The organism is uncultured Flavonifractor sp. (assembly GCF_944383115.1).
Lineage (GTDB): Bacteria > Bacillota > Clostridia > Oscillospirales > Oscillospiraceae > Flavonifractor.
This window is the reverse complement of the sequence record NZ_CALWOJ010000157.1, coordinates 21,356-29,601: the sequence shown is the minus strand read 5'-3', so window position 1 is coordinate 29,601 and position 8,246 is coordinate 21,356. Positions and strand designations below refer to the sequence as shown.

The window sequence follows — 8,246 nt, the reverse complement described above, 5'->3', positions numbered from 1 at the left end:
ATGTGGATACATGGCCTGATGTCGCAATATCTGTTCGTGTAAGTAGGTTCCAACAAAAGTTTGATTTTTGACTGTACACTGCCACTGGGCTAAATCAGAAATTCGTTCTACATGATCGCTTGGGTCGGTACCAATACGGATATCGTCCGGGGTAATTCGATAAGCGGATGCCAGCAATGATCTCCTGACATCTATATATTTTGTGTCCATCCGGCGATGGAACTACAGACATATATGATGTCCCACTGCCTGCGCCAACGAGTGTATCCTGCAATGGCTACTGCGATTGAGTGCATCCAGCGCACACCGGATGGCAGCGGTACCCCTACACTTATCCAGTTTCCAGATCAGAGGCCAATTGCTGGTCTGCTGATATACGTAGGTAGCCCAACCAACACCTTGAGTCTATAATACGCAAGTCGGCTCAAATCTATTGGCGGGCAGTTCTTCCGTGCTTTAGTACCACTTGTGGCTTGTACATTGGGCAAGAAAGTGCTATAATCATCTAAAAGAAACGGATTTCCCTTAGGCACCATGTGTTCATTCGCTCATAACCAAGCACATTGTCCCAAGATTTTTGACCCGAAAGGGCTGGGGGTGTGGATGAAAAGTTAGACTCCAGAAGGAGTCGGCTTTTCATCCACACCCCCATATTGATTGTTTCCAGTTCAGCATATGGCTCATTGGCGGATTAACGGCTTGCGGTTGTTGCGTGCCTATTGTATAATGCTGATCATGTTGGATGGAGGGATAGCATGATTAAGAGATTTTTTTCGGGCCTTTTGGTGATCTGCATGGTTCTGGGACTCATGGTGACACCGGCATTTGCTTTCGTGGAGGATAAAATTTTCATTCTTTCTGAAGAGGAACATCAGGCTCAGGTGGATGAAATTGTTCGTTTTGTTGAAAATCATCCAACGTCTCAGATTGTTCCTATTAGCCAGGGCGATCTATATTGCGCCAAGGAATTGACATCTTCGATTGTTGGGGATGAAACCGATGTGGTTAAGCAGTTAAAGTTAATCAAAGCCTGGTTTGCTAAATACCCTGATCAGTCGCCTCAAACGATTGAGACCGTTAAAAAGCTTTTTGCTGGCACCGGTTTTATATTTGATTGGGATTGTGATGATCGAGCTAAGGTATTTCAAGCAATGTGTAGGAGCCTAAATATTCCCTGTGTATGTATTAGAGGTGCCGTATCTTATGATAGACATAGTGCCGCAGGCCATATGTGGAATATGGTGCAAATCGATGATGTATGGTATATGTTTGACCCGTCTACATTTATCTTGAGCGGTCCCCAACTTGTTTTTATGAGGGATTGCAATGATGCGGTTGACATTGATGGAACATCTCTTTACATGTGGTATGTGGCTTCTCATGATGAAGGATCTCTTGATTCTCCGTATTGGGATGTAAGCGATTATGCTGTTGATGGGGTTCTGGAGGCTTATTATAAGGGCCTCACTTATGACTATTATTTCGATCAGGTAGATCATAAGGCCCCCATCTCCCGGATCGATTTTGCTGGCTGTGCAAATAATCTGATTTGCCAGATTGAGGATGCAAAGTGGGCAGATATATGGGATCATTACAGCGATCAGGGAGCAGACTTCGATGATACCAACGATCCCGAGGCCAAGCTGGCAAATGCGCTTGGTTTTGTTGCCGGCGTTGGCAACAATAAGTTCAATCCTACCGGCAAGATAACCCGCCAGGAAGCGGCTACCATGTTGATGCGCATTGGACAGGCATACGGCTTGGAGCCCACATCTGATCCTGTGGCATTCTCTGATGTTGCAGCGGATTCCTGGGCCAAGGCAGGGATCGATTACGTTTCCGCTCTGGGCATCATGTCTGGTATAGGCGGCAACAAGTTTGATCCCAATGGCCTATACACATATGAACAGACCATCCTGACTGTTCTGCGTTTGTACAACCTGGTAACGGAATAAACAATAAAACCCCGTCGGAGGAAATCCGACGGGGTTTTATTGAACTATTACAGATAGCTCTTGAGCTTCTCCACCATGTCCAGGTGTTCCCAGGGCAGGTCAATATCGGTGCGGCCGAAGTGACCATAGGCGGCAGTCTGCTCGTAGATGGGCCGACGCAGATCCAGCTTCTCAATGATCTTGGCCGGGCGCATATCAAAGCACTCGTTGACAATGGCGGACAGCTTCTCCTCGGAGAGGACGCCGGTGCCGTAGGTGTCTACCAGCACGCTGACGGGGTGGGCCACGCCGATGGCGTAGGCCAGCTCAATCTGGCACTTGCGGCACAGGCCGGCGGCCACCAGGTTCTTGGCAATGTAGCGGGCCATGTAAGCGGCGGAACGGTCCACCTTGGTGGGGTCCTTGCCGGAGAAACAGCCGCCGCCGTGAGCGGCGGAGCCGCCGTAGGTGTCCACAATGATCTTACGACCGGTGAGGCCGGTGTCGCCTACAGGGCCGCCTACCACGAAGCGGCCGGTGGGGTTGACGTAGAACTTGGTGTCCTTGGTGATGTACTGGGCGGGAATGATGGGCTTGATGATCTCCTCCACCACAGCCTCCCGCAGGTCCTTCAGGGCGATGTCGGGGTCGTGCTGGGTGGACACTACGATAGCGGGGCAGGAGAGAACCTTGCCGTTGTCGTCGTATTCCACAGTCACCTGACTCTTGCCGTCGGGGCGCAGCCATTTCAGTTTGCCGGCCTTGCGCACGTCGGTGAGCTGGCGGGACAGCTTGTGGGCCATAGAGATGGGGGCGGGCATCAGCTCGGGGGTTTCGTCGCAGGCATAGCCGAACATCATGCCCTGGTCGCCGGCGCCGATGAGGTCGGCGGCGTCGGTGCCGCCTTCCTGATGTTCAAAGGACTGATTGACGCCCATAGCAATGTCGGGGGACTGCTCGTCGATGGCGGTCATGACTGCGCAGGAGCGGTAGTCAAACCCATAGGCCGGGTCGGTGTAGCCGATGCGCTGCACGGTGCGGCGGACGATGGCGGGGATGTCAGTGTAGTGGCTGGTGGTGATCTCGCCCATCACGGTGACAATGCCGGTAGTGGTGAACGTCTCACAGGCCACATGGGCGGTGGGATCAGCGGCCAGGATATCGTCCAGGACTGCATCGGAGATCTGGTCGCATACTTTGTCGGGGTGCCCCTCGGTAACGGACTCCGAGGTAAACAGACGCTTTGCCATTGGTTATTACCTTCCTTTCTAAGCTGGAGCAAAAACGCGCTCCGCCGGACGGCGGAGCGCGTTTGGCTCATCCATCCTCATCTTCCGATTTCCTCGCCGGATTTGGCACCTTGCGTGATCCGCAGGTTGCCGGGTTTCATCGGGCCGTTCCCTCCACCGCTCTCGATAAGGCTATTCAATTGACTGTACTTATTCTATCGACTTTTTCCCACTTTTTCAATAGACAAATCGATGCCTTTGTATAGAGGAAACGTTTAAGCCTTCCAGCCGTTGAGGTAGTCCACCTGCTCCGGGGTAAGCTTGTCGATGGCAAGACCCATGGCGGCCAGCTTCACCCGTCCGATCTCGTCGTCGATCTCGTCGGGCACCTGATAGAGCTTCTTCTCCAGGGTATCCCGATGCTTGAGCAGCCATTCCAGTGCCAGAGCCTGGACGGAGAAGGACATATCCATGATCTCGGCAGGGTGGCCGTTACCGGCGGCCAGGTTGACCAGGCGGCCCTCGCCAATGACGTTGAGTATCTTGCCGTCGGGCAGAGTGAAGCCCTCGACATTGTCCCGGCGCACTTCCCGCTTGACGGCCATCTCGGCCAGCCCCTTCACATCCACCTCGCAGTCGAAGTGGCCGGCGTTGGTGAGGATGGCGTTGTGCTTCATGACGGCGAAGTGCCGGGGGGTAATCACGTCCTTGCAGCCGGTGACGGTGACAAAAATATCGCCGTACTTGGCAGCCTCGTCCATAGGCATGACCCGGAAGCCGTTCATAGTGGCGTCCAGGGCCTTGAAGGGGTCCACCTCGGTGACAATCACGTTGGCCCCCATACCGGCGGCCCGCATGGCTACACCCTTGCCGCACCAGCCGTAGCCGGCCACTACCACGGTCTTGCCAGCCACCACCAGGTTGGAAGTATGCATGATGGCGTCCCACACGGACTGACCGGTACCGTACTTGTTGTCATAGTAGTGCTTGGCCTTGGCGTCGTTGACCGCCATCATGGGACAGGGCAGGATGCCCTCGCGCTCCCGGGCCTTCAGCCGCAGGATGCCGGTGGTGGTTTCCTCACAGCCGCCGATGAGGTTTTCACCCAGATGGTTGCACTTGCCGCCCAGCAGGTCCACCAGATCGCCGCCGTCATCCACAATGAGGTGGGGTTTGAACTTCAAAGTCTCAATGAGCAGGTTCTCATAGTCCACACCCATAGCGCCGTGAATGCCGAAGGTCTCAACACCCAGATCGGCAAGGCCGGCGGCCACATCGTCCTGGGTGGACAGGGGATTGGAGCCGGTAAGCCGAACCTCGGCGCCGCCCTTGGCCAGCACATAGCCCAGATTGGCGGTTTTAGCCTCCAGATGGACGGAGACCGCCACCCGCAGGCCGGCAAAGGGCTTCTCCCGCTCAAACCGGGCCTCGATGCTGCCCAGGGCGGGCATAAAGTCCCGTACCCAGCTGATTTTGCGGCGTCCGGAGGGGGCCAGTGAGGGGTCTTTTACAATACTCATAATCATGAACCTCCTTGGGGGGCTGCCGAAGGGCTGGGCCCGTCCCAGAAATCAAGAGTAAGCAAAGGCTTGGTGCTGCGGAACTCCTTTACTCGACGGTGAAGGTCCAACAGCTGCACCTGGGTGGGCGCGGCCGGTCCGCCGTAAGCTGGGCATGTAAAGAACCAGCAGAACTTGGCGCCGCTGCCAATGATCCGGTCATAATATTCGTCGGTAGCTACCCGGTCGGCATTATCCGCCGTACAGCGGCAGGCCACGCCGAAGGGCAGTTTTTTGCCCTTCATCAGATCTGCGGCGCGCTGTGCGTCCTGAGGATCCACATCCACCTGGATGGCGGGGAAGAGGTTGCGCACCCGCAGCATATCCTCACACAGTGAAGGGGTAATGGAGACCGGCGGGGTGAATGCGGCGAACACGCAGTCGGTATGCTTGTTGCACAGGGCAATGATCTCCTCCTGGCGGGCCAGCGGGTTGCCGCCGCTGAAGATGAACAGATGGCAGCCTCTGGCCTTTCGTGCTTCCAGTTCCTCGTCCAGACTGTCAAACTCCATGGAGGGACGCACTCCAAAGATGGAGGCGCCGCAGCCGGCGCAGTCCATGGCGCAGGGGAAGGAGGGGTCAATGATCACAGACCAGGGGGCCTCCTCCTGGGCCGGAGCGCCGCCTCTGTTTTTGGCGGGCCAGTCTAACAAGTGGCCATGGATAATGAAGTTTTCAAAGATCTTTTTCAAGATACTGTTGTCAATGTCGGTATACATGCTTCGGATCAACTGATGCCAGTTGTTGTCCGGATCGGTCATTGCCTGGTGGAACAGCGTCTGATAGGGAGGGGAGAGCCGCTCTCCCGCAAATTTGTCCAGCCACTCCATCAGCTTGGGAAGGTTGGCGTCCGGGTCCCGATCCAGATAATCCAGGGCCTTGGAAATTCCAAACGCCTTGAGCCGGGCCGGTATGCTCATAGATGTATACCCTCCTTTCGCCCTGTAGTGAGATGGAGGGCTATCCGCACATAAGGGGGTATGCCGCTCCATGATAATCTATAGCATATCATACCGTCTTTTCCGCCGCAATACCATAGACAAAACAGGCATCTTGTAAATTTTTGCGACAAAAGGGGCGGAGTGTCTATACAGATAGGTGGTTTTTCATTCTGCGCATATACAATAGTCTCCGCCTGTGGTATACTAAACAAATGGAAAGCATGAAAACGAGGAGTGAGCCTATGCGCACCGGACTCATCACATTCCATTTTGCCCATCACTACGGGGCTCAGCTCCAGGCTCTGGCCACCATGAAGGCTATTCAGGGCTTGGGCCATGAGTGCCAGATCATTGATTATCGCCTGCCCCATACCACCCGTACCAACCAGCTGTTCAAGAAAAGCCGCTCGGTGCGGGACATGGCTGCAGATGCCCATACCGCCCTTCACTACGCCGCCTTCCAGCGCCGCTTTCAGCGGTTTGAGGCCTTTGTGGCCGAGGAGATGGAGTTGTCGCCCCAGCGGTATACCGATTTCAGACAACTTCAGGACACCCCTCCGGCTTACGACGTCTATGTGGCGGGCAGCGACCAGATCTGGAATCCCTATATTTTCCAGGACAAGCAGTTTGATCCGGCCTTTCTGCTGGATTTTGTGGCGGAGGGCCGCCGCATTGCCTACGCCCCCAGCCTGGGTGTACCTCAGCTGCCCGAGGACAAGGCCGCGGAACTGAAGCGGTTTCTGGAGCCTTTCTCCGCCCTCTCCGTCCGGGAGAAACGGGGCCAGGTACTGGTACGGGAGGCGGCTGGACGGCAGGCCAAAGTGGTGCTGGACCCCACGCTGCTGCTCAGCGGTGAGGACTGGGGCAAGCTGGCCGCAGCCCCCAGACACCAGGGCCCTTATATCCTGTGCTATTTCGTCTCTGATCCCGGTGAGGCGGCCCCCTATGCCCAGGCCCTGTCCCGACAGACGGGCTGGCCCATCGTCCAGCTGGCGGGAGCCAGGCGGAAAATCGACGGGGCCAAGGAGATCGTCTTTGACGCCGGCCCACGGGAGTTTTTGGGCCTGTTCCAGCACGCCGCCGCGGTGGTGACCAATTCCTTCCACGGGGCGGCGTTCTCCCTGCAGTTCAAAAAGGATTTCTTCACCTCCATGTCTCCCAAGGAGCGGCGGGAGCCCACCTTCTCCCGGATCTACAGCCTGCTCTCCCGGCTGGGGTGCGCCGATCGCATCATCGGCCTGGACACCACCGCCCCCATCGACGACAAAATGGACTACGACCAGGTCTATGAGAAGCTGGAGGCCGCCCGGGCCAATTCTCTGGCCTACCTGAAGGCGGCGGTGGAGGGAGCGGCGCTACCGGAGGAGACCAGCGCGGTGCAGGAGCAGGCCAAGCCCAACCTTTGTAAGGCGGAGGATTGTACCGGCTGTACTGCCTGCGCCTCCATCTGTCCGGTAAACGCCATTGAGATGAAGCCCGATCATGAAGGCTTTCTGCGGCCCGTGGTAGGGGAGAGGTGCATCCTCTGCCGCAGGTGCGAGGGGGTATGTCCCGCCCTGACCCAGCTGGTGAAAGGCCCGGACCCCAACTGCGCCTACGGGGTTTGGAACAAAGACGACCAGGTGCGTTCGGGCAGTTCTTCCGGCGGCGTGTTCTCTCTGCTGGCCGGCCATGTGCTGGATCAGGGGGGCGTGGTGTTCGGCGCCGCCTTTGACGGCTATATGACGGTGCGCCATACCTGTGCGGCCACAGCGGAGGAACTGGCCCCCATGCGGGGCTCCAAGTACGTCCAGAGCGATCTGGGAGAAACCTTCCGTCAGGTAAAGGCGCAGCTGGAGGAGGGCAGACAGGTGCTTTTCACCGGCCTTGCCTGCCAGGTGGACGGCCTGAAACACTATCTGGGCCGGGACTATGACAATCTGCTCACCTGTGACCTGGTGTGCAACGGCGTACCCTCCCCGGCGGTGTTCCAGGCGTATCTGAAGCAGCGGGCGGTGGAACACGGCGCGCCGGTCACCGGGCTGCGGTTCCGGGACAAGACCCACGGCTGGTCCCACTCCCATATGACAGTACGTTTTGCAGACGGCGCCAGCACAACTCCCCCCCTCCACCGCGCGACCTTCGGGCGGGGGTTCGGGATGCAGCTCTTCCTGCGTCCGGTGTGTTCCAAGTGCCGGTACACCAGCGTCAGCCGTCCGGCGGATCTGACTCTGGGCGATTTCTGGGGGCTGGACCCCAAGCTGAAGCTGCCCACCGAGCGGGAGAAGGGGGTCTCTTTGGTGCTGGTCAACAGCGCAAAGGGGCAGAAGGCCTTTGACGCCCTGGCGGACAAGCTGGGACAGGTGGAGCGGCCCCTGGCCGAGGCGGTGGCGGGCAATCCCCGCCTGGCCTATCCCTTGACCCACAACCCAAAGCGGGGGGCCTTCTTCTCCGGGTTTGCCGCCATGCCCTTTGATCAGGTGGAACAAAAGTACCTCACCCCGCCGCCTCTGCCTTACCGGGCGGCAGCCAAGGTACTCACGCCCAAGATGAAAGAGAAGATTCGTAAGATTCTGAAGTAATGTTTACAATTTATTCGGAAAT

General features: G+C 57.0%; 5 protein-coding genes and 1 riboswitch. Of the genes, 2 read left to right on the top strand and 3 right to left on the bottom strand.

Annotated elements, in window-relative coordinates:
* Positions 1-755: 755 nt before the first annotated feature.
* Positions 756-1,955 carry an S-layer homology domain-containing protein gene (locus tag Q0K43_RS11515; RefSeq protein ID WP_297290667.1) on the top strand — a complete coding sequence of 400 codons (1,200 nt, stop codon included), beginning with the start codon at positions 756-758 and terminating at the stop codon, positions 1,953-1,955.
* A 47-nt stretch (positions 1,956-2,002) separates the two neighbouring features.
* Here Q0K43_RS11515 and metK read toward each other — a convergent pair whose 3' ends face one another.
* From metK to Q0K43_RS11500, 3 genes are all read right to left on the bottom strand, one after another.
* Positions 2,003-3,184, bottom strand: a complete 1,182-nt coding sequence (gene metK / locus Q0K43_RS11510; protein WP_297290666.1) for a methionine adenosyltransferase — start codon at positions 3,182-3,184, stop codon at positions 2,003-2,005.
* Between the two features lie 74 nt (positions 3,185-3,258).
* Positions 3,259-3,356: riboswitch (SAM riboswitch) on the bottom strand.
* Between the two features lie 82 nt (positions 3,357-3,438).
* Entirely contained in the window at positions 3,439-4,683 is a 1,245-nt protein-coding gene (locus tag Q0K43_RS11505) for an adenosylhomocysteinase (protein WP_297290665.1), read from the bottom strand.
* A 2-nt stretch (positions 4,684-4,685) separates the two neighbouring features.
* Positions 4,686-5,642 carry a radical SAM protein gene (locus tag Q0K43_RS11500; protein ID WP_297290664.1) on the bottom strand — a complete coding sequence of 319 codons (957 nt, stop codon included), beginning with the start codon at positions 5,640-5,642 and terminating at the stop codon, positions 4,686-4,688.
* 263 nt (positions 5,643-5,905) lie between these two features.
* On the opposite strand from Q0K43_RS11500, the gene Q0K43_RS11495 reads away from it, so the two are divergent.
* Positions 5,906-8,224, top strand: coding sequence for a polysaccharide pyruvyl transferase family protein (locus tag Q0K43_RS11495; RefSeq protein ID WP_297290663.1), 2,319 nt, complete (start codon positions 5,906-5,908; stop codon positions 8,222-8,224).
* The last annotated feature ends 22 nt before the right edge of the window (positions 8,225-8,246 follow it).